The 20,672-nt window shown below is 70.4% G+C and carries 22 protein-coding genes; 10 read left to right on the top strand and 12 right to left on the bottom strand.

Annotation, left to right across the window (positions count from 1 at the left end; genetic code table 11):
- The first annotated feature begins 48 nt into the window (after positions 1-48).
- From PGB34_RS04410 to PGB34_RS04375, 8 genes are all read left to right on the top strand, one after another.
- Complete coding sequence (locus PGB34_RS04410; RefSeq protein ID WP_271426839.1) at positions 49-549, top strand: hypothetical protein; 501 nt, start codon at positions 49-51, stop codon at positions 547-549.
- A 93-nt stretch (positions 550-642) separates the two neighbouring features.
- Complete coding sequence (locus PGB34_RS04405) at positions 643-1,422, top strand: inositol monophosphatase family protein (protein WP_271426838.1); 780 nt, start codon at positions 643-645, stop codon at positions 1,420-1,422.
- Entirely contained in the window at positions 1,422-1,616 is a 195-nt protein-coding gene (locus PGB34_RS04400; RefSeq protein WP_271426837.1) for a DUF2905 domain-containing protein, read from the top strand. The genes PGB34_RS04405 and PGB34_RS04400 overlap by 1 nt, the downstream gene beginning before the upstream one ends.
- A 30-nt stretch (positions 1,617-1,646) precedes the next feature.
- Positions 1,647-2,576 (top strand): ROK family protein, encoded by a 930-nt coding sequence (locus PGB34_RS04395; RefSeq protein ID WP_271426836.1) that lies wholly within the window; start codon positions 1,647-1,649, stop codon positions 2,574-2,576.
- Between the two features lie 62 nt (positions 2,577-2,638).
- The gene (locus PGB34_RS04390; protein ID WP_271426835.1) at positions 2,639-2,989 is read left to right on the top strand and encodes a TA system antitoxin ParD family protein; all 351 of its coding nucleotides are present in this window, start codon (positions 2,639-2,641) and stop codon (positions 2,987-2,989) included.
- Positions 2,986-3,642, top strand: a complete 657-nt coding sequence (locus tag PGB34_RS04385) for a zeta toxin family protein (RefSeq protein ID WP_333909008.1) — start codon at positions 2,986-2,988, stop codon at positions 3,640-3,642. Before PGB34_RS04390 ends, PGB34_RS04385 begins: the two co-directional genes overlap by 4 nt.
- A gap of 170 nt (positions 3,643-3,812) precedes the next feature.
- A complete protein-coding gene (locus PGB34_RS04380; protein ID WP_271426905.1) occupies positions 3,813-4,118 on the top strand; it encodes a 4a-hydroxytetrahydrobiopterin dehydratase in 306 nt (101 codons plus the stop codon).
- An 18-nt stretch (positions 4,119-4,136) separates the two neighbouring features.
- Positions 4,137-4,838 carry an SDR family NAD(P)-dependent oxidoreductase gene (locus PGB34_RS04375; RefSeq protein WP_271426834.1) on the top strand — a complete coding sequence of 234 codons (702 nt, stop codon included), beginning with the start codon at positions 4,137-4,139 and terminating at the stop codon, positions 4,836-4,838.
- Positions 4,839-4,852: 14 nt separating this feature from the next.
- On the opposite strand, the gene PGB34_RS04370 is transcribed toward PGB34_RS04375, so the two are convergent.
- From PGB34_RS04370 to PGB34_RS04355, 4 genes are all read right to left on the bottom strand, one after another.
- Positions 4,853-7,354: a TonB-dependent siderophore receptor gene (locus PGB34_RS04370; RefSeq protein ID WP_271426833.1), complete on the bottom strand. Its 2,502-nt coding sequence runs from the start codon at positions 7,352-7,354 to the stop codon at positions 4,853-4,855.
- Between the two features lie 107 nt (positions 7,355-7,461).
- Positions 7,462-8,508 carry a FecR family protein gene (locus PGB34_RS04365; RefSeq protein WP_271426832.1) on the bottom strand — a complete coding sequence of 349 codons (1,047 nt, stop codon included), beginning with the start codon at positions 8,506-8,508 and terminating at the stop codon, positions 7,462-7,464.
- A gap of 4 nt (positions 8,509-8,512) precedes the next feature.
- On the bottom strand, positions 8,513-9,037 hold the full coding sequence (locus PGB34_RS04360) for a sigma-70 family RNA polymerase sigma factor (protein ID WP_271426831.1): 525 nt from the start codon (positions 9,035-9,037) through the stop codon (positions 8,513-8,515).
- Between the two features lie 54 nt (positions 9,038-9,091).
- Positions 9,092-10,588, bottom strand: a complete 1,497-nt coding sequence (locus tag PGB34_RS04355) for an aminotransferase-like domain-containing protein (protein WP_271426830.1) — start codon at positions 10,586-10,588, stop codon at positions 9,092-9,094.
- A 191-nt stretch (positions 10,589-10,779) separates the two neighbouring features.
- On the opposite strand from PGB34_RS04355, the gene PGB34_RS04350 reads away from it, so the two are divergent.
- Positions 10,780-11,124 (top strand): hypothetical protein, encoded by a 345-nt coding sequence (locus tag PGB34_RS04350; RefSeq protein WP_271426829.1) that lies wholly within the window; start codon positions 10,780-10,782, stop codon positions 11,122-11,124.
- A 9-nt stretch (positions 11,125-11,133) separates the two neighbouring features.
- On the opposite strand, the gene PGB34_RS04345 is transcribed toward PGB34_RS04350, so the two are convergent.
- A complete protein-coding gene (locus tag PGB34_RS04345; protein ID WP_271426828.1) occupies positions 11,134-11,913 on the bottom strand; it encodes an SDR family NAD(P)-dependent oxidoreductase in 780 nt (259 codons plus the stop codon).
- 125 nt (positions 11,914-12,038) lie between these two features.
- Here PGB34_RS04345 and PGB34_RS04340 point away from each other — a divergent pair, with 125 nt between their 5' ends.
- Positions 12,039-12,941, top strand: a complete 903-nt coding sequence (locus tag PGB34_RS04340) for a LysR family transcriptional regulator (RefSeq protein ID WP_271426827.1) — start codon at positions 12,039-12,041, stop codon at positions 12,939-12,941.
- Positions 12,942-12,953: 12 nt separating this feature from the next.
- Here PGB34_RS04340 and otsA read toward each other — a convergent pair whose 3' ends face one another.
- The 7 genes from otsA to PGB34_RS04305 form a co-directional block, all read right to left on the bottom strand.
- Complete coding sequence (gene otsA, locus PGB34_RS04335) at positions 12,954-14,339, bottom strand: alpha,alpha-trehalose-phosphate synthase (UDP-forming) (RefSeq protein ID WP_271426826.1); 1,386 nt, start codon at positions 14,337-14,339, stop codon at positions 12,954-12,956.
- A gap of 44 nt (positions 14,340-14,383) precedes the next feature.
- Positions 14,384-16,360 carry a glycoside hydrolase family 15 protein gene (locus PGB34_RS04330; protein WP_271426825.1) on the bottom strand — a complete coding sequence of 659 codons (1,977 nt, stop codon included), beginning with the start codon at positions 16,358-16,360 and terminating at the stop codon, positions 14,384-14,386.
- Between the two features lie 20 nt (positions 16,361-16,380).
- Complete coding sequence (otsB, locus tag PGB34_RS04325; protein WP_271426824.1) at positions 16,381-17,154, bottom strand: trehalose-phosphatase; 774 nt, start codon at positions 17,152-17,154, stop codon at positions 16,381-16,383.
- A gap of 78 nt (positions 17,155-17,232) precedes the next feature.
- The gene (locus tag PGB34_RS04320) at positions 17,233-18,501 is read right to left on the bottom strand and encodes a multifunctional CCA addition/repair protein (RefSeq protein ID WP_271426823.1); all 1,269 of its coding nucleotides are present in this window, start codon (positions 18,499-18,501) and stop codon (positions 17,233-17,235) included.
- A 47-nt stretch (positions 18,502-18,548) separates the two neighbouring features.
- Complete coding sequence (locus tag PGB34_RS04315) at positions 18,549-19,229, bottom strand: glutathione S-transferase family protein (RefSeq protein ID WP_271426822.1); 681 nt, start codon at positions 19,227-19,229, stop codon at positions 18,549-18,551.
- Positions 19,230-19,328: 99 nt separating this feature from the next.
- Positions 19,329-19,886, bottom strand: a complete 558-nt coding sequence (locus PGB34_RS04310; protein WP_271426821.1) for an MgtC/SapB family protein — start codon at positions 19,884-19,886, stop codon at positions 19,329-19,331.
- A 113-nt stretch (positions 19,887-19,999) separates the two neighbouring features.
- A complete protein-coding gene (locus PGB34_RS04305) occupies positions 20,000-20,638 on the bottom strand; it encodes a mechanosensitive ion channel family protein (RefSeq protein WP_271426820.1) in 639 nt (212 codons plus the stop codon).
- Positions 20,639-20,672: the final 34 nt, after the last annotated feature.

Genomic DNA, 20,672 nt, shown 5'->3' with positions numbered 1-20,672 from the left:
GGACACATTTCTATAAACGGTCGCTTTCTTAACCCAGGAAAGTCAGACATGGCCGTAGATCACGTACAGGTGTTTCAGCTCATTGCCCATTACCAGGCTCGCGCGTCGTCGGAACCGGATCCGATCAAGGTCAACGAAGTCGCCTTCCGCGAGATCCAGCGCTACAGGCAAACCCCGGGTGTCTCGACCCATGAATCGGTCGCTGCGGCAGAGCACTACCTCTTCGCGCGCTTCATGGTCAGCACCGGCACCGTCAGTCGCGATCAGATGGACGCGATGGTCATGGGCTATGACGGCGTCAAGTTCCTCGCGCAACAGACCGAGACCACGGAAAAGTGGATGCGCCACAACCCGGCGAACCCGACCTCCAAGGTGTCCGCCGCCTCGGTGGTGTGGGGCCTCAAGGGTTGCGCCGATGGCGAGGCCGACCGGATCAAGCATCTGCCTGGCGTCAAGGTTCCCACCTGGAATTGGGACGCGATGAAGTTCGGCGGTTTCACGGACAAGGTTGCCAACGTCGGCAGCGCCGTGACCGGCAGCCGCTACTGAAAAAGAGAGGGGAAGGCGCCCGAATGTTCGGGCACGCCCTTTGGGGCATGGGCTCGGGTCTAATCGGTGCATCCCGATCTGCACCGCATCGCCTTGAACACATCTGCCTCCGACCTTCTGCACACCGCCCACGCCCTGGCCGATGCCGCCGCCGCGCAATCGATGGCCTGGTTCCGCCAGCCGCTGGAGGTCATCACCAAGGCGGATGAAAGCCCCGTCACGATGGCCGACCGCGCCGCCGAGACGGCCATGCGCGCCGTGCTGGCCGCCCAGGCCGCGGCCGACGGCATCTACGGCGAGGAGCACGGCCAGGAGCGCCTCGACGCCGAACGCGTCTGGGTGCTGGACCCCATCGACGGCACGCGCAGCTTCATCACCGGCTCGCCGCTGTGGGGCACCTTGATCGCCGCGCTGGAGGCCGGCCGTGTGACGCTGGGCATGATCGACATGCCCGTGCTGGGCGAGCGCTGGATCGGCTTCGACGGCGTGGCCACGCGCAACGGCCAGCGCGTGCGCACGCGCGCCACCACCGAGATCGCGCAGGCCCGCATCGTCACCACCTCGCCCGACATCTTCAATGCCGCCGACTGGCAGGCCTTCGATACGCTGAGCCGCCAGTGCGCGATGCGCCGCTTCGGCGGCGACTGCTACGGCTATGCGCAACTGGCCGGCGGCACCATCGACCTGGTGGTCGAAACGGGCCTGCAGCCCTATGACTACCTCGGCCCGGCCGGCGTCATCGAGGCCGCGGGCGGCGTGGTCACCGATTGGGAAGGCCGCCCGCTGGGCCTGGTGCCCGACTGCCGCGTGATTGCCGCCGCCACGCCCGAGCTGCACCGGGCCGCGCTGGCCGTTTTGCAGCAAAGAAACTGATGCTGCGCTGGCTGCTGGTCGTCGCGCTGGCCCTGCTGCTGATGCAGGGGCTCACGGGCTGGCTGCGCAAGCTCGGCTTCGGCAGGCTGCCCGGCGATTTCGAATTTCGCGCCTTTGGCCGACTGTGGCAGTTGCCGCTGGCCAGTACCGTGGTGCTGAGCATGATCGCGGCCGGCATTGCGCGCCTGCTCTGACTTCTGAACAACGCAAGGAAACCCCGCACGATGAAAGCCTGTGTCGATATCGGTGGCACCAAGGTGGCCGTGAGCCTGGCCGAAACCGGCAGCCGCGAACTGCTGCACCGCCACACCGAGCCCACCGCCAAGGAGGGCGCGAACGACGCAGTGGCGCAGCAGGTGCTGCGGCTGATCGATGCCGCCTGCGCGGCGCAGGGCGTCAGGCGCGAATCGCTCACCGGCGTGGGCGTGGCGGCGCCGGGCCCCTTCGTGCTCAACGGCGGCTGCGTGGAACTCACCACGCCCAACATCTGCGGCGGCATGGCCGGCGTCTCGCGCGGGCTGCCCAACGACTGGGTCACGGCCGCGCTGGAGGCGCCGCTGCGCCAGCATTTCAGGCAGGTGCGCGTGGCCAACGACGCCGTCGCCGCGCTCGAGGCCGAGCGCCGCTGGGGCGCGCTGCAGGGCCTGGATCACTGCGCCTACGTGACCTGGAGCACCGGCGTGGGCGTGGGCCTTTGCGTGGACGGCCATGCGCTGGCCGGCAAGAACGGCAACGCCGGCCATGCGGGCCACAGCTTCGTGGCCGATGACGACAACCACGACGCGCTGTGCGGCTGCGGCAACCGCGGCGACGTGGAGGGCCTGATCGCGGGCAACTCCATCGAACGCCGCTTCGGCCGCACGGCCGCCCAGCTGTTCGCGGCCGTCTCGCAGGGCGACAAGGCCGCGCTGGACATCGCCGAGGGCCTGGTGCGCGTGATGGGCCGGCTGCTCTACAACCTGATAGCGACGCTGGACCTGCAGTGCGTGAGCCTGGGCGGCAGCGTGTTCTGGCACAACCGCGACTGGCTGCTGCCGCGCCTGCAGGCCCAGGTCAACGGCAAGCTGCCGGCCATCACGAGCGGCGTGCAGCTCGTGGCCGCCGGGCTGGGCGACAAGGTGGGCGACTACGGGCCGCTGGCGCTGATGGACTGAGTGCACGCGGGTTTGGCAGATTCACGCGAAATGGCGCAAAATGCGCCAAAAAGGAGTCTGCCATGCCCGCATCCTCTTCCACCTTTGCCTCCGTCAAACTGCCCGTCGCGCTGGTGGACCGCGCCCGCCAGTCGGCGCAGCCGCTGCGCCGTTCGGTGGCCAGCCAGATCGAGTACTGGGCCACGCTGGGCCAGATCGTCGAAAGCACCGGGCTGAGCGTGCAGGAGGCACGTGCCGCGATCGAGGCGCACGAAGCCCAGGAGGCGCAGAAGGCCCCGGCCGATGTGCTGCAGGTGGACGCCATCGCCGCGCGCTTTTTGGCCGTCGAGGCCGACGGCAGCCTGGCCCAGCGCGTGCGTGAGGCCGTGGCCCAGAACCGACGCGGCGCCACCCCGGCCAAGGCGCCGGCTTGAGCGAGCCCGAACGGGCGCGGCGCCCCAGGCGCACCCTGCGCGCGGTGCCGCCGCCGGCCGAGCGTCCGGTCTTCTACCTGCTGGCCGGGCCCAACGGCGCGGGCAAGAGCACGCTCTACAAAGCCCTGGCCGCCAACGGCACGCTGGCGCCCGGACTTGAATTCATCAACGCCGACCTGCACGAGGCCGCGCACCTGCAGCACATCCCCGAACCCCAGGCCCGCTCGGAAGCGGCCCGCGTCTGGGCCGAACAGCGGCGCACGGCCTTGCTGGGCGAGCGGCGCTCCTTCGTGAGCGAGACGGTGTTCTCGCACCCTTCCAAGCTGGCCCTGATTGCCGAGGCCCAGGCCGCGGGCTTTCTGGTGGTGCTGATCGTGGTGGCACTCGATGAGCCGCAGCGGCTTCTGGCGCGCGTGCGCCAGCGCGTGGCCGAAGGCGGCCATGCCGTGCCCGACGACCGGGTGCTGGCGCGCTACCCGCGCACCCTGGCGCTGTTGGCGCAAGCCGTGCGCCAGGTGCCGCTGGCGCTGCTGTATGACTCCGAAGTGGTCGAAGCCGGCACGCACCGGCTGGTGGCGGTCTGCCGTGCGGGCGTGGCCCAGCCCCAGGTGACGCCCCTGCCGGCCTGGGCCGCCACCCTGCTGGCTGCATGACCGGCCCTGCGTGCCGCAGAGCGCGCATCGATTGCGGTCGGGCCTGAGGTGGCGCCGGATTCCTGCGCCACAGGTGGGGATGAAGCACCCATTTGCAGGAATGAGGCGCCGCACTTGCCTAGGATTCAGGCCTTGATCCGCATCCCCCGGCATGGGCTCCCCACATGACGATCCCAAAAAAACTCTCAGAAGCCGAACTCCAGACCTTTCTGGCGCGCGCACCGCACTGGCAGCACAGCGAGGAACGCGGCGGCCTGATCAGCCGCGAATTCCGGTTCGCCGATTTCTCCCAGGCTTTTGCCTTCATGACGCAGATCGCGATGGCGGCCGAGCGCATGAACCACCACCCCGAGTGGTTCAACGTCTACAACCGCGTCAGGATCACCCTGACCACGCATGACGCCTCGGGCCTGTCGGCCAATGACGTTGAAATGGCCGGCCTGGCCGACCGACTGGCCGCTGCCGCACAGCCTTGATTTCGATACCTGCAGACCATGAACTCGAACCCTTCTTCCGTCGTCATGATCACCGGCGCGGCCGGCCATCTGGGCCGCGCGGTGGCCAAAAGCTTTGCCCAAACCGGCGCGCAGCTGGTGTTGCTGGACCGCAGCGTGCCCGCCGAACCCGAAGCGCCGGCCGGCGCCGCGCCGCTGTGGCTGGCCGCCGACCTGGGCCAGGCCGAGCAGGTGCAGGCGGCCGTGCAGCAGGCCGTGGCGCGTTTTGGCCGCATCGACGTGCTGTGCAACCTGGCTGGCGGCTTCCGCATGGGCGAGGCCGTGCATGAAACCAGTGCCCAGACCTGGGACTTCCTCTTCGACCTGAACGCGCGCTCGCTGGTGCACACGGCCCAGGCCGTGGTGCCGCAGATGCTGCGCCAGGGCGGCGGGAAGATCGTCAACGTGGCCGCTTTCGCGGCCCTGCGCGGCGGCGCCAGGATGGGCGCCTATGCGGCGTCCAAGAGCGCGGTGATCCGCCTGACCGAAGCCATGTCGGCCGAGCTGCGCGAGCAGGGCATCAACGTGAACTGCGTGCTGCCCACCATCATCGACACGCCGCCCAACCGGGCCGACATGCCCCAGGCCGACCCCGCGCGCTGGGTCGCGCCCGAAGACCTGGCCAGCGTGATCCGCTTCCTGGCCTCGCCCGAGGCCAGGGCCGTGCACGGCGCGGCCTTGCCGGTCAGCGGGCTCAGCTGAGGACGCGGGGCGCCCTAGAACCTTGCTTCGAGGCCCAAGCGGAACTGCCGCGGCGTGCCGTAGTAGCTGTTGCCCGTGGTCGCGTAGTAGCGCTTGTCGAACACGTTGTTGACGTTGAAGGTGGCCAGCAGGCGCGGCGTGAAGGCGTACTTGAGGAACAGGTCCGTCACGGCGTAGGAAGGCTGCACGAAGCGCACGCGCGCCGGGCCCTGGTTGTCGCTGTAGATCTCGCTTTGCCAGCGCAGCGCGCCGCCCACTGTCAGCCCGTTGCCCACGCCGGCAATGCGGTAGCTGGTGGCCAGCTTGAAGGTGTTCTGCGGCACCTCGGTGCGCAGGCGCGCGCCGGTGCGGTCGCGCGTCATGTTGCGTGCAAAGCCGGCTGACAGCTGCCAGCCGGGCCGCACCTCGCCATTGACCTCGAACTCGAAGCCGCGCGTGCTGGTGCCGGACTTGGCCTCATAGGCCGTCGATCCGTCGGGGGCGAAGGTCTGCGGCACGATCGCCACGGCCAGGTTGTCCTGCTTGGCCTTGTAGATGGCCGCGCTCACGTTCAGGCGCTCGTCCAGCAGGCTGCCCTTGATGCCCAGCTCGTAGCTGGCGCCGGTTTGCGGGTCCAGGAAGTCGCCGTTGAGGGTCTTGTTGTTCTGGGGCTTGAAGATGTCGGTGTAGCTCGCGTAGGTGCTCCAGTCGCGCGCGAAGTCCCACACGATGGCGGCGTAGGGCGTGACCTCGCCGGTTTCGCGGCGGTCGTTGTAGGTGGTGCGGCCGGTGCGATAGGTGGTGGTGCTCTGCGCGCGGCTCCAGTCGGTCACGCGCGCGCCGGCCAGCACGGCCAGCGAATCCAGCGGCTTGAAGCGCAAGGTGCCGTAGACGCTGTTCAGGCGCTCGTCCGAGGTGCCCGAGCCCACGGCGGGGTTGTAGGGGGCCAGCGGGTAGCTGCCGTTCCAGGTGTAGATGTTGGGGATGGCGCCGCTCCAGCCGGCGTGCGTCCAGTTGGTGTAGTTGGGCGTGTTGTAGGTCGAGCGCGAGGCGTCGGCGCCAAAGACCAGGTCGTGCTTGCGGCCCAGCAGATCGAACTTGCCGTTGACCTGCACATCGATGGTGTCCTGGCGCGGGTCCGAACTCCAGCGGCCGGCCCAGATCGATGCGCCGGCGCCCGTGAAGCGGTTGGGGTTGCCGCCGCTGCCGTAGCCCAGCACTTCGTCATAGATGGACCAGGCGCGGATCACCGTGCCCTTGATGCTCCAGTCCGGTGCCAGCTGATGCTCCACGCCTGCGAACAGGCTGGCATAGCGGCGGTACGAGGTGCCCCAGTCGGCGGCTGCGGAATCGGAGACGTCCCAGCGCGTGCGCGTGCCATCGCTGAAATAGGCCGGCAGGCCGCCGCGCGCATGGCCCGTGGCTTCGAAGCGCTGGTACGACAGGCCCGCATGCATGCGCGTGTCGCGCGTGATGTCGGCTTCCACCACGCCATACAGCGCCTGGCGCTCTTCCTTCAGGCGGGCTATGTACGCGTTGTTCTTCTGCGCCGCCGCCACCAGCCGGCCGCGCACGTTGCCGGCGTCGTTGAGCGGGGTGGAGATGTCCACCTCGGCCCGGCGATGGGCCCAGGAGCCCAGCTCGCCGCGCACCGTGGCCTGGAAGGCGCTGGTGGGGCGCTTGCGGATCAGGTTGATGGCTGCGCCGGGCGTGCCCACGCCGTTGATCAGGCCGCTGGCGCCGCGCAGCACCTCCACGCGGTCCACCGTGGCCACGTCGTAGGTCTGGAACATGTCGGTGTAGCCCGAGTTGAGCTGGCGCACGCCGTCGACCATGTAGGTGTCCACACCGAAGCCGCGCGAGTAGATGGGCGAGGTGTCGCTGCCTGTGTTGCCGCCCTGCGCCAGGACCAGGCCGGGCGTCTGGGTGATCACGTCGGTCAGTTGCGTCAGGCCCTGGTCCTCGATGCGCTGGCGCGTGATCACGCTGACCGACTGGGGCGTCTCGCGCGGGGCCAGGGCCAGACGCGTGGCGGTGTTGGTCTGGCGCGTGGTGTAGGAGCCCGTGCCTTCGGTGGTGGCGCTGCGCTCGGCAGCGGCAGAGACGGTGACGGCCGCCAAGGTGGCGGCGGTCGGTGCCGCGGGGCGCACGGTTTCGGGCGCCACACCCGCGGCCGGGGCGGGCACCAGCGTGTAGCCGGCACTGCCTCGCTGCGCGGCCAGGCCCGAGCCGCGCAGCAGTTGGGCAAAGCCCTGGTCCACGCTGTGGCTGCCCTGCAGGCCGTTGCTTTGCAGGCCCTGCACGCGGCCGGCGTCCAGCGCCAGCGCCACGTTGGCCTGCTGCGCAAAGCGCGTCAGTGCCTGCGCCAGCGAGCCGGCCGGCACATTGAAGCTTTGCGCCACGGCGGCGCTTTGTGCGCCAGCCACCAGCGGCTGGCCCAGGCCGGCGGCCAGCGCCAGCCCGACGGCCAGCGCCGTGGCGCGCGGGGTGGGGCGATGCACGGCCGCACGGGCGGCGCGCGAAAGCGGGGAAGGCATGGTCGATTCCTGCAGAGGAGAAGGGTGAGAGAAGAAGGCGTCTGCGGGATATGACGGACCAGCGCGGCGATGCGGAACCGCGGCGCGCAGATAAATTTCCGGGCTGGCTAACCGGCGCGTCCGCGCACGGTGGGCGTCTGCAGGTCGATGGACACCCAATAGTTCGTGAAGCGGCTCATGCGCAGCTGCGGGAAGCTGGCGGCCAACAGGGCCAGCGCGCGCTCGGGCTGGTCCAGCGGCAGCACGGCCGTCACGCGCAGATGGGCCAGTTCGCTCTCGTCAAAGCCCAGCCGGCCGGGGCGGTGCCGCGCCAGCGTGCGCAGGACCTCGGGCAGTGGCTGGTCGATCACCACCAGCTCGCGGCGCAGCCATTCCTGGCGCAGTTGCTGCGCGTCCAGGGTGGTCAGGGGCTGAACCTGGCCCTGGCTCAGGCGCACCTGTTCGCCGGTTTGCACCACCACTTCGGGCGCAGACGCGCCACCGTGCGCCTGCACGGCGGCCGAGGATTCCAGCAGGGTCAGTCGCGTGGCATCGGGCTCGCGCTGCACCAGCAACTGCGTGCCCAGCGCGCGGATGCGGCCCTGGGGCGTGCTCACCAGCAGCGGGCGGGTCGTGTCGGGCGCCACATCGACCAGGATCTCGCCTTGCAGCAGCTGCAGCCGGCGCTGGCGCGCGTCGAAATGCCAGTCGACCGCGCTGCCGCTGCCCAGTGCCACCCGGGTGCCGTCGGGCAGGGTGCGCTGCTCCCACTGGCCTGGCGCGGTGCGCAGGTCGGCGTGGAGGGCCTGGCCCCATTCGCTGCCGAACCAGACTTGCGCCGTGCCCAGGGCCAGCAGCGCCGCCGCTGCACAGGCCAGCACGGTGCGGCGCCGGCTGCGCTGGCTGCGCGTGGCCGTCGCACCCGCGCGCGCGCCGGCCTGCAGCGCCTGGCGGACGGCCGCGGCCTGATCCCCGTCCTCGCGCCAGGGTTGCATCTGGGCCAGCAGCGCTTCCAGTGGCGCGGCGGCGGCGGCATGGCGCGGGTCGGCCTGCTTCCAGTGCGCAAAGCCGGCCTGGGCGCGCGCGCGTTCTTCGGCGTCGTCGGCGTCCAGCGCCACCAGCCATTCGGCGGCCTGCTGGGCCAGCAAGGGCGACGGGGCGGCGGCGGGTGTCATGGGCTCAGGCGTGCTCGGGCGCCAGCGTGGCGCATTGCAGCAGCACCTTCGCCAGGTACTTGCGCACCATACGGTCCGACACGCCCAGCTGCCGCGCGATGTGGGCGTGGGTCTGGCCGTCCAGGTAGTGGCGCATGAAGGCTTCGCCTGCCTTGGCAGGGCTGGCCGCGAGGGCGCGGCTGAGCTGCTCGAGTGTGCGCAGCGCCATGACGGCCATTTCAGGCGCGGGGTAGTGGCCGCCCAGCGCGGCACGTGTGGCCCATTCGGCCTGCCAGGCGCGCTCCAGCGCCTCCCGGCGCGCGCGGTCCACCAGCAGGTGGCGGGCGGTGGTCAGCAGGTAGGCGCGCGGCTCCTGCAGCGCCGGCAGCGCATCGCGCAGGGCAAGCACACGCACGAAGGTGTCCTGTGCCAGATCGGCGGCGTTGTGGGCGCAGCCCAACTGGCGCCGCAGCCAGCTGCGAAGCCACGGATGGTGTTCGGTGTACAGCGCCTCGACGTCGGCAGCCGGGGCGATCTCCGCGGCTGGCATGCAAAGGCTCTCCAGGAGGCACGGGTTCTTTGAGAATACAAATGATAATTTATGTCATTCATTGACGGTGGCGGCTGTGGCGATGGCACCACGCCGAGGGTCCGCCGGGGCCGCGGCTGCCAATGACGAGGTGATCTTGCCCAGGCGGCGCAACCCCGCTTCCAGCGCCGGCGACCAGGGCCAGCCGCAGTTCAGCCGCACGAAGTGGTCGCAGCGCGAGGAGTTGGAAAAGAGCGTGCCCGGGGCCACCAGGATGTGCTCGCGCAGGGCGGCATCGAAGACCCGGTCGGCCGACAGCCGCTCGGGCAGCTCCACCCACAGCTGCAGGCCGCCGGGCGGCAGGTTGATGCGCGTGCCGGCCGGGAAGTGCCGCGCCACGCTGTCGGCCGTGCGTGCGCGCTGTGATCGCAGCTGGTCGCGCAGATGGCGCAGGTGCCGGTCGTAGGCGCCCGTGGCCATGTACTGCCCGGCGGCCCACTGCGAAAGCTCTTCGTTGCTGCGCGTCTGGGTGTACTTGAGCATTTCCACGCGCGCATGCCAGCGCCCCGCGTTCACCCAGCCCAGGCGCATGCCCGGCGCCAGCACCTTGTGCAGCGAGGCGCAATGGATCACGTTGCCGCTGCGGTCAAAGGACTTGAGCGCGGGCGGCACGAGCGGCGCGTCCAGCAGCTCGGTGTAGGTGTCGTCTTCGATCAGCGCCATGCCGTGCTGCTCGCACAGCGCCACCAGCCGCGCCTTGTGGCTGTCGGGCATCACGCTGCCCAAGGGGTTCTGCAGGTGCGGCACCACCACCACGGCCTTGATGTTGCCGTAGGCCCGCACCGCCAGTTCCAGCGCCTCGAGCGACAGCCCGGTCTGGGGGCTGGTGGGGATCTCCAGCGCGCGCATGCCCAGGCTTTCGAGCACCTGCAGCAGGCCGTAGAAGGTGGGCGATTCCACGGCCACCGTGTCGCCGGGCCTCGCGACTGCGCGCAGCGCGAGGTTCAGCGCCTCGATGCAGCCGTTGGTGGGCAGCACCTCGTCGGGCGACAGGCGCATGCCCGCGCGCAGCGCGCGCTGGGAAATGGCTTCCCTGAAGGGCGTGCGGCTGCGCGAGGGGGCGGCCGTGGTCAGCATCTGCGGGCGCTGGCGCAACAGGCGCGAGAGGCTGGCGCGCAGCGCATCGGCCGGGTAGAGCGAAGGCGCGCCGCGCGCCACGGCCAGGTCCAGCTGCACGCCGCCATAGCGGCGGCGCATCACGAACTCAGAAACCTTCTCATGGATGCCCACGTACTGCGCCGGGTCGGGCGCGCGGTCGGTGGCGGGCTCGTCCATGGGCGGCGTGGCCAGGCGCGTGGGCCGACGCACGAAGTAGCCCGAGCGCTCGCGGGCCTCGGCCCAGCCCTCGCTCTCGAGCGTGCGGCAGACCTGCAGCGCCGTCGACAGGCTGATGCCATGCTGCTTCATGAGCGCGCGCAGCGAGGGCAGCCGGTCGCCGGCCTGCAGGGTGCCGGCCTGGATCGCCTGCAGGTAGTGCAGCGCCAGCTGGCGGTAGCGCGGGGAGGAATCCATGGCGGCAATGGTGCGGTCTGCGAGCCGGCCGCAACAGATGCAGTTGGGCGGCAAATCGACCATAACAGATGGGCTGGACGCCGCCCTGTTGCGGCACAGATCGATGGCGCGTGTGCCTGTTGCGCAAGGGGCGGGATTCCTAGCATGAAGCCTTCGGATCCCGCCCTTTCATGCCCTCAGGAGCCTCTGCCATGCAACCCGCTGCCGCTGCCCTTCAAGAAGGCGCTTGTGCCACCACCCGCCTGTCGCCGGGCCAGAGCCTTCGCACCGCCGTGCCCGCCGGCACGGTGCTGTGGGTGCGCGAAGGCCGCCTGCGCATCGACGAGGCGCCGCAGTGGCTGGCCGAGCGCTGCGTGAGCGCCAGCCACACGCTGGCCGCGGGCGAGCAGCATGTGCTGAGCCGCTCGGGCTGGATCTGCCTCACGGCGCCCGCCGCAGGCCCCGTCGCCACGCTGAGCCTGACGCCGCCGTCGGCCCCGCGGCCCGCCGCGCGTGCGCCGTGGTGGCTGGCCGTGCGCCGGCTGGCGGGTTTCTGAAGCCCGGCTTCAGAGGAACATGCCGCCCGAGACTTCCACGCGCTGTGCCGTCATCCAGCGGTTGCCGGGCTGCAGCAGCGCGGCGATGGCGGCGCCGATGTCGTCGGGCAGGCCCACGCGGCCCATCGCGGTCTGGCCTGCGATGGCGGCGTTCAGCTCCTTGTTGTCGCGCACGGCGCCGCCGCCGAAGTCGGTCTCGATGGCGCCCGGGGCGATCACGTTCACCGCAATGCCGCGCGGCCCCAGCTCCTTGGCCAGGTAGCGGGTCAGCACCTCGATGCCGCCCTTCATGCTGGCGTAGGCCGCATAGCCCGGCAGCGCAAAGCGCGCCAGCCCGCTGGACACATTGAGGATGCGCCCGCCGTCGGCGATCAGCGGCAGCAGTTGCTGCGTGAGGAAGAAGGGGCCCTTGAGGTGCACGGCCACCAGCGCGTCGAACTGGGCTTCGGTGGTGTTGGCAAAGCTTTCATGCACGCCATGGCCCGCGTTGTTGATCAGGTAGTCGAACTGCGTGCGCTGCCAGGTGCTAGCCAGCGTGTTCTTCAAGGCGGCGGCAAAGTCGCCGAAGCTGGCGGACTGTGCCACGTCCAGCGGCAGCGCCGCGGCGCGGCGGCCCAGGGCCGTGATCTCCTGCACCACGGCTTGCGCTTCTGCGGCCTGGCTGCGGTAGGTCAGCACCACGTCCACGCCCGCGCGGGCCAGGTGCAGCGCGGCGTTGCGGCCCAGGCCGCGGCTGCCGCCGGTGATCAGGGCGATGGGGGTGGAGGCGGGGGGTGTTGCGTTCGTCATCTCGGTCCTCGGAAAGAAGGGTTGCTTGTTCTTGCGATGGACTGAACTTTATGAATGAACAATGGGCAGATAAAGTCTGCACGAATCGCTTCACTGTTCATTTCTGATTGACAAACAAAGCCGCCATGGACCTGAATGCCCTGCGCATCTACCTGCTGGTGGCCGAGAGCGCCAGCTTCACCCGCGCGGCCGAGCGCCTGGGTCTGACGCGGGCCCGCGTGTCGGCCGTGGTGCAGCAGCTCGAAGCGGAACTGGGCACGCGCCTGCTGGCGCGCACCACGCGCAGCGTGCGCGTCACGCCCGATGGGCAGCTTTTTGCCGAACGCGCGCAGGCCTTGCTGCTCGATTCGGAAGAGCTGCAGGCCCTGTTCCAGCGCCAGCCTGCGGCCTTGCGCGGGCGCCTGCGCGTGGACATGCCCGGCCAGCTGGCCAGCCAGGTGCTGATCCCGCGGCTGCCCGAGTTCCTGTCGGCGCATCCGCAGATCGAGCTGGAGCTCAGCAGCACCGACCGGCGCGTGGACCTGGTGCATGAAGGTTTTGATTGCGTGATCCGCGCGGGCAGCCTGCGTGAATCCGGCCTGGTGGCGCGCCCGCTGGGCTGCATGCCGCAGATCAATGTGGCCAGCCCGGCCTACCTGGCCACTTACGGCGTGCCACGCAGCCTGGAGGATCTGGCGCAGCACCGGCTGGTGCGCTATTCGTCCACGCTGGCCGGCGCGGTGCAGGGCTGGGAGTACACGCAGGATGGCGAGCCGCGCATGCTGCCCATGGCGGCCGTGCTCACCGTGAACAACACCGTGGCGTACGAGGCCGCCTGCCTGGCCGGCCTGGGGTTGATCCAGGCGCCCGCGCAGGGCCTGGGCGAATGGTTGAAGCAGGGCGCGCTGGTGGAGGTGCTGCCCGAGCACCGCGCCGAGCCGCTGCCCGTGACCCTGCTGTACGCGCACCGCCGCCAGGTGGCGCGGCGCGTGCAGGCCTTCATGGACTGGGTGGCTGGCGTGCTGGGCGAGGTGCTGGCACCGCCCTGAAGCGCGCGGCCTCTACCGCTCGGCCGGCGCCTCGCGCAGCGCTTCCAGGAAGCTGCGGCGCCACCAGTGCACGTCCTGCTCGCGCACGCGCTCGAGCAGGCGCTGGTGGCGCACCCGCCGCTCGGCCAGCGGCATCTGCAGCGCCTGCTGCAGGGTCTCGGCCGTGCCGTGGGTGTCGTAGGGGTTGACCAGCAGCGCTTCCTTGAGCTGCTCGGCTGCGCCGGCAAAGCGCGAGAGCACCAGCACGCCAGGGTCGTCAGGGTCCTGCGCGGCGATGTATTCCTTGGCCACCAGGTTCATGCCGTCGCGCAGCGGCGTGACCAGGCCCACGGCCGCGGCCCGGCACAGCCCCGGCACGCGCTTGCGCGCCACCACGCGGTGGATGTAGCGCACGGGCATCCAGTCCAGCTCGCCGTAGTCGCCGTTGATGGCGCCGCACAGCGATTCGAGTTCGCGCCGGATGTCGCCATACGCGTCCACGTCCTCGCGCGTGGGCGAGGCGATCTGGATCAGGGTGGCGCTGCGCCGGTTCTCCGGGTAGTTGGCCAGCAGCTCGCGAAAGGCCTGCACGCGCTGCGGAATGCCCTTGGAGTAGTCGAGCCGGTCGATGCCCAGCAGCAGGCGGCGCTGCGAGTATTCGCGCCGCATGGTCTCGAACATGTCGCGCGATTCCTTGGCCGCGGCCAGCGCATTGAATTCGTCCACATCGATGCCGATGGGGAAGGCGCTCGCGCGCAAGGTCTGGCCCCAGGCGCGGAAATGGTCGCCGTCCAGGGCCTGGCCCTGGGCTTCGTTGATCACGTAACGCCTGAAGTGCTCGACGTCCTGCTCGGCCTGCAGGCCCACCAGGTCGTAGGCGAAGAGCGAGCGCATCAGCCACTCGTGCTGCGGAATGGCCGCGATGGTGATCTGCGGCGGCAGCGGGATGTGCAGGAAAAAGCCGATGCGCTGCCGGCAGCCCATCGCGCGCAGCTCGGCGGCCAGCGGGATCAGGTGGTAGTCGTGGACCCAGAGGATGTCGTCGTCCTTGAGCAGCGGCAGCAGCTTGCGCGCGAAGAGCTGGTTCACGCGCCGGTAGCCGCCGATGTAGTTGGACTCGAAATTGGCCAGGTCCAGCCGGCCGTGGAACACCGGCCACAGTACCTTGTTGCTGTAGCCCAGGTAGTAGCTGTCGTGGTCTTCGCGGCTGAGGTCCAGCGTGGCCAGGGTGACCTTGCCGGCCTGCTGTTTGTGCAGCTCGCCTTCGCCCGTGGGGCCGTCTTCGACGATGGTGCCGCTCCAGCCGAACCACAGGCCGCCGGTCTGCTGCAGCGATTCACCCAGGGCCACGGCCAGGCCGCCGGCCGCGGCCTTGCGCGGATCGGCCACGCGGTTGGAGATGACGACGAGTCTGGACAAAGGGTCTCCTTGGAAAGCGGGTGGATGGGGCGGCGGGCCGGGCTTCAGATGATGGAATCCCAGGGCGCCGAAAGGCGCACCGCCGCATTGATGATCCCCACCATGGAATAGGTCTGCGGGAAGTTGCCCCACATCTCGCCCGTCACCGGGTGCGTGTCTTCAGACAGCAGGCCCAGCGGGTTGCGCGCGGCCAGCATGGTCTCGAAGATCTGGCGCGCCTGCGCCTTGCGGCCGATCTTGGCCAGCGCGTCGATGCGCCAGAAGGTGCAGATGTTGAAGGCGGTCTCGGGCTTGCCGAAGTCGTCGGCCGCTTCATAGCGGCGCATGTAGGGGCCGTCGCACAGCGTCTTTTCCATGGCCTCGACGGTGGAGATGAAGCGCGGATCGCGCGCATCGATCAGGCCCACCTCCACCATCAGCAGGATGCTGGCGTCCAGCTCACGGCCGCCGAAGCTTTCGGCAAAAGCCTGGCGCTCTTCGCTCCACGACTTGGCCAGAATCTCTTCTCGCATGCGCGCCGCATGCCCATGCCAGTAGGCCGCGCGCTCGGGCAGCTCCAGCCGGCGTGCGATCTTGGCCAGCCGGTCGCAGGCGGCCCAGCTCATCAGCGCGCTGCTGGTGTGAACCCGCGCGCGCGTGCGCAGCTCCCACATGCCCGCATCGGGCGTGCCATACACGCGGATCGCCTGCTCGCCCACCGCCTCGAGGTGCGGGAACTCGTCTTTGCCTGCGCGGTGCAGCAGCCGCTGGTCGTGGAAGGACTGGGCCGCGCCGAGCACGATGTTGCCGTACACGTCGTGCTGGAAGTGCTCCTGCGCCTGGTTGCCCACGCGCACCGGACCCATGTCGCGGTAGCCGCCCAGGTGGCCGATCACGGACTCGGGCAGCTCGCGCTCCAGGCCGATGCCGTACAGCGGCTGGATGTGTTCGCCATGCGAGCCGATCACCACGTTCGACAGCCAGCGCAGGTAGTCCTCCATCGTGCCCACTTCGCTGAGCGAGTTGAGCGCGCGCACCACGAAGAAGGCATCGCGCAGCCAGCAGAAGCGGTAGTCCCAGTTGCGCTGGCTGCCCGGCGCCTCGGGGATGCTGGTGGTCATCGCGGCCACGATGGCGCCCGTGTCCTCGTACAGCGAGAGCTTGAGCGTGATGGCGGCGCGGATCACCGCGTCCTGGTACTCCAGCGGAATGGCCAGGCGTTTGCTCCAGGTGCGCCAGTAGGCAATGGTTTCCTGCTCGAAGCGGCGCGCCGTGTCGGCGATGCCGTCGTTCAGCGTCTCGTCGGCGCCCAGCAGGAAGTTGTGCTCGCGCGAGAGCACGAAGGGCTGGCCCGACAGCAGGTGCGAGATGGGCGCATCGCTGTTCAGGCGCAGCGTGAACTCGGGCCCGATGTAGCGGATGTGGTTGCTGCCGCGCGTGATCTCCACCGGCGGCTGCGCCCCCCACTGGAAGCGCGGCTGCAGCCGCACGCGGATGCGCGGCGTGCCCGCGATGGGCCGCACGCGGCGCACCAGGGTCAGCGGCCGGAAGTAGCGCGAGCGGCTGAAAAAGCGCGGTGCGAAGTCCGTGATCTCCAGGCCCTGGCCGCGGCTGTCGAAAAGCTGCGTGCGCAGCACGGCCGTGTTCGGCTCGTACCACTGCCTGGCATGGTCGAAGTCCTCGATCTCGATGCTCCACGCGCCGGCATCCTCGCCCGTGTGCAGCAGCGCGTTGAAGACCGGGTCGCCGTCAAAGCGCGGCAGGCAGCACCACACGATGCGGCCGCGGCTGTCCACCAGCGCGCTGAAGGCGCAGTTGCCGATCACGCCCACATCGAGCGACGGCTTGGCGGGCGGGCCGAAGCCGCTGCCCGGCGGCGGGCCCACGGGCGCGGGCGGCGGCGCGGCTTCCTGGGTGGGCGCGCTTTCGGGTGCATCGGCTGCGCCGGCCAGCGACTGGCCGGCACGGTCTTCGGGCGCTTCGGGGGTGTGGCTCAAGGGATCGTGATCGGGATCGGGCCGGTGGCCGGGGGAACTGCTCATGGGCGGTGTGCGGGCCGGGCTCATCGGCCGGCGAGGGTGGAGGTTGCGGCGGCGCCCTTGCGTTGCACCACCAGCCCATCGCGCGCCTGCTGCAGCCAGTCGAACACGGCCGAGGGCGAGTCCACCCTGGCTTCGGCGCGCGTGGAGCCCGGGCCCACCTTGATGCCCAGCCCGCCGTGCGACTGGACCACGGCAAAGCCGCTTTCGTCGGTGGTGTCGTCGCCGGCGAAGAAGGGCCGGCGGCCTGAGAAGGGCGCTTCCTTCAGGAAGGCGTCGATGGCGATGCCCTTGTTCACGCCCGCGGGCTTGATCTCGACCACGCACTTGCCGTGCAGCAGCTCGAGCGCCGGGTCGGGGCCCACGGCAGCGCCCATGGCGTCCAGGCACAAGTCTTCCAGGTGCGGCGCCAGGCGGTAGTGAAGCGCCACGGCCGCATGCTTGCGTTCCACCAGCAGGCCGGTGTGCTGCGCGGCCAGCGCGTTCGCAGCCTCCAGCACCTTGTGCAGGTCGGCCGGCGGCTGCTCGTGCAGGCCGCCCTCGGCGTCGCGGCGCTGCGCGCCGTGCTCGCCCGCGGTGGGCAGGCGCAGCGGGGCCAGAAAGCGGTCCAGCACATCGACGGGGCGGCCCGAGACGATGGCCACTGCGCCATCGAGCAGGTCATGCAGCTCGATCAGCAGCGGCACCAGCCCCTGGGGCACCTGGACGGCTTCGGGCGTTTCCGCGATCGCCACCAGCGTTCCGTCGAAGTCGAGGAACAGCGCGGCGTCCAGGGATGGCAAAGACGGTTTGTGCATCGCGCCACACCTTAGCAGAGGGGGCGCGCGGGCCGCGTCGGCCAAAGCCGCACATCGCCCAACGCACCGCGGTGCGGCTCAGGGCAGGTCGTTCAGCACCGCCGCGCGCGCGCTGCGGATGGCCTCGCCCACCTGCGGCCCCCGGGCGCCGCGCGCGGCGGCCTCGCGCGCCAGCGCGTCGGTGCGCACGGCCAGCACGCGCGCCAGCGCCTCGCGCAGGCGCGGGCCCGGCGCATAAGGCTGCTGTTCATGGCCGCTGCGGCCGCGCGCATCGCACTCGCAGGCCAGCAGCACCTGGTCGAAGCGCCCGGGCTTGCGGATCGCGTCGCAGCGCTCCAGCAGCCGCAGCAGCGCCATGCCCTGCAGCGGCGCGCTGCGGTGGATGTTGCCGTGCTCGCGCGCCACCACCTCGGCCAGCTCGCGCAGCTCCACCGGCACGCGCCAGCGCTCGCACAGGCCCTTGAGCAGCTCGGCGCTGCGCTGTTCGTGGCCGATGTGGCGCGGCAGCATGTCGGCCGGCGTGTTGCCCTTGCCCAGGTCGTGCGTGAGGCAGGCGAAGCGCACGGCCAGCGGCGCATCCAGGCGCGCGGCCATGTCCAGCACCAGCATCAGGTGGGCGCCGGTGTCCACCTCGGGGTGGTGCGCGGCGGGCTGCGGCACGCCCCACAGCCGTTCCACCTCGGGCAGCAGCACGGCCAGCGCGCCGCACTGGCGCAGCAGCTCGAACATGCGCGAGGGCCGCTGTTCCATCAGGCCGCGCGCCAGTTCCTGCCACACGCGCTCGGGCACCAGGGCCTGGACTTCGCCGTCGCGGACCATCTCGCGCATCAGCTTGAGCGTTTCGGGCGCGACGGAAAAATCGGCGAAGCGGGCGCCGAAGCGCGCCAGCCGCAGGATGCGCACCGGGTCTTCGCGAAAGGCCTCGGTCACATGGCGCAGCACCTTGTGCTGCAGGTCCTGCCGGCCATGGAAGGGGTCGACCAGCGCTTCGACGGGCAGGGGCTGCACATCGGCCAGGGCCGCGGGCAGGGCGATCGCATTGATGGTCAGGTCGCGCCGCGCCAGGTCTTGCTCGAGCGTGACTTCGGGCGCCGCATGCACCACGAAGCCGCGGTAGCCCGGCGCGCTCTTGCGCTCGGTGCGCGCCAGCGCGTGTTCCTCGCGCGTGCGCGGGTGCAGGAACACCGGGAAGTCGCGCCCCACGGGAAGAAAGCCGGCATCCAGCATCTGCTGCGGCGTGGCGCCGACCACCACCCAGTCGCGGTCGCTGCCGGGCCGGCCCAGCAGCGCATCGCGGATGGCGCCGCCGACGAGGTAGGTTTGGGCATCCGGGGCCGGGAAGGTCATGCCGCCGAGTTTAGGCAGCCCATGCGCCGGCCGCGGCGCGCTCGCGTTCAGCGCGCGCTGCGGTAGGGTTCCTCGAAGGCCAGGAAGTCCTGCTCCGCAAGGGCCCCGTCGATCCAGGCCTTGACGCCCGGCAGCGCGAACAGGCGGGTGATGTAGGCATCGACCACGGGCGGCACCGGCAGCGCATAGGTGCGGATGCGCGAGGCCACCGGCGCGTAGTAGGCATCGGCGATGCTGAAGGCGCCGAAGAGCAGCGGCCCGCCATGCGCGGCCAGCAGGCCGCTCCACATCTGCACGATGCGCTGCAGGTCGGCGGCCACGGCCGGCTCCTCGCGCAGCAGGCGCGCACCCACTTCGGGCAGGTGGGCTTCGATGTTCATGCCGCAGTGGTTGCGCAGCGCGCCGAAGCCCGCATGCATCTCGGCACACACGCTGCGCGCGCGGGCGCGGGCATGCGCGTCCTGCGGCCACAGCTGCTTCTCGGGAAAGCGCTCGGCGAGGTATTCGGCGATGGCCAGCGTGTCCCAGACGGCCAGTTCGCCATCGACCAGCACCGGCACCTTCTGCACCGGGCTGACGGCGCCCACCGTGGCCTTGAACTGCGAATCGGCCTCGAAGGAATCGAAGCGCACCATCACCTCCTCGAAGGCGATGCCGGCCTGCTTCATCAGCACCCAGGGGCGCATGGACCAGGACGAGTAGTTCTTGTTGCCGATGTAGAGCTTCATGGCGAGGGCCTTGGAGGGGGGAGGGGTGCGCCGATCCTAGCGCGGGCCTGCCGCGGCGCTGATGCCGCTTTGGCGCGGGATTGATGCGTTCCGGGGCGCTCAGCGCGGCGGCGCCTGCTCGTCGGCGCGCACGATCCTGGGCATCTCTTCCTTCGGCGGGCCGGCCACGCGCTCGATCAGCGTCACCAGGCGCGGGATCAGCGCCAGCACGGCCAGCGCCAGCAGCGCGCTGAGGATGGCCGTGACCTCGCGGCCCAGGCCGCAGGCCATGCCGATGGCGGCCGTCAGCCACAGGCCCGCGGCCGTGGTCAGGCCCTGAACTTCCTGTTCGGCGCGCCGGCCCTGCTTGAGGATGGTGCCGGCACACAGAAAGCCCACGCCCGCCACCAGGCCCTGGATCACGCGGCTCATGTCGGCCGCCACGGTGCCGCTTTGCTGCGGCACCAGCACGAACAGGGCCGCGCCGATGGACACCAGCATGTGGGTGCGAACGCCCGCCGCCTTGCCCTGGTGCTCGCGCTCGAAGCCGAGCATGAAGCCCAGCACGGCCGCCAGCAGCAGCCGGATGCCGATGCGCACCAGTTGCGCCAGATCGGGCACGTCGGAGAACTCGGCGGCGAACACCTCGGTGATCGCCTGCCAGGGCGAGGAGGCCATGCAGCAAAGGCACTGGGCGGAGTCGGAATCGCCGCAGTGTGGCCTGCCGCTGCCACGCGGCGCTGTAGGCGGGCAGCGGGTGTTGGCGGGTGCGCCGTGCCGCTGCGCGCGGCTCAGGCTCCGGCCGCAGGCTGCGGCGCGGCGTCAGGCGCGGCCATGCCCAGTGTTTCGGGCAACTGCGGCGCCGGCCCGTGCCACCTGCGCACCGCGCGCTGGAAGAACAGGCTGTTGGGCACGCGCAGCGTGGTGCCGCCCTGGCCGCCGCCGCTTTCCTCCAGCGTGGTGTAGACCAGGTTGATGTCCTGCACGCGGCCCTTGAGGCCGGGCTTTTCACCGTTTTCCAGCAGTTCGATGGTGTCGCCCGGCCAGAACATGCGGGTGGTGAAGATCAACAAGGTGCAGAAGATGTTCGACAGCACGCTCCAGGCCGCGAAGAAGGCAACCGCGCCCACGGCGGCGAAGCCGGTGAACGCGGTCCACAGCACGGTGCCCGACACGCCCAGGCGCTCCAGGCTCCACAGCAGCGCGCCGCCGTAGATGATGAAGCCCAGGGTGCGGCGCGTGATCATGGCCACGTCGCCGGGCAGGCCGTAGCTGTGCGTCACGCGCAGGATCAGCCGGCGCAGCAGCCGGTACACGCCCCAGGCGGCCAGCAGGATCAGCAGCACCTGCGTGGCGGGAATGATGACCTCCAGCCATTCGGTCATCCAGGCGGGCAGTTGGGCGCGCAGGTTCTGCAGGGTGCGGTTCATGGGCAGGTGGCTGGGACGCAGGGCTCAGGGCTCA

The organism is Xenophilus arseniciresistens (assembly GCF_028023875.1).
GTDB classification, from domain to species: domain Bacteria; phylum Pseudomonadota; class Gammaproteobacteria; order Burkholderiales; family Burkholderiaceae_C; genus Xenophilus; species Xenophilus arseniciresistens.
Note: the sequence above shows the minus strand (reverse complement) of the source record. Positions and strands in the feature narration are given on the sequence as shown.